This is a genomic window from Prolinoborus fasciculus, from assembly GCF_056724605.1.
Genome location: NZ_JBWZQN010000171.1, coordinates 1 through 614 on the forward strand (window position 1 = coordinate 1; position 614 = coordinate 614).

Here is a 614-nt window from a genome sequence, read left to right on the forward strand (position 1 = left end):
TTGAAGCTATTCTCTATAGAATTAGAACAGGCTGTCCGTGGCGAGATATTCCTTCCTGTTTTGGTCATTCAAACTCTATTTTCAAACGTTTTAATCGTTGGTCAAGCAGCGGTAAGTTACTTAGATTGTTCAAATTACTAGCCTCATGCCCCGATATGGAGTGGATTTTTATTGATGGCTCTCATGTACGTGCTCATCAACATTCTGCCGGCATAGCGAATCAATCTATTTCTAAAAGTGTAGGAGGAAATTCCTCAAAAATACATTTGATTCTTGATGCATATGGCAATCCTATTGATTTCATGATTACCGATGGAACCACACATGATGTTAAAGTTGCACCTGATTTAATATCAACATTAGATTTAAAAGAGACAAAAGTGTTATGCGCAGATAAAGGCTATGATTCAGAACCACTGCGTGAACAGATCAGGAAAACAGGAACTAAAGCGAATATACCAAAGAAAACGAATAGCCAATCGAACAATGTAAGCGTCCGCTGAACACACCTTATGAATTCATCCTATAAGCCTTAATTTAGTCCCCACTTAAAAACAAGTGGGGACTAAAATTTATGACTACAAATCACCAGACATCCATCGCATCTCTTGCGA

1 pseudogene is annotated in these 614 nt (G+C 37.9%); it reads left to right on the top strand.

Annotated features, from left to right (window positions below):
- A pseudogene (locus AC1P5O_RS16790) lies at nucleotides 1–488 on the top strand (IS5-like element ISAba31 family transposase); the annotation flags it as partial.
- Nucleotides 489–614 lie beyond the last annotated feature (126 nt).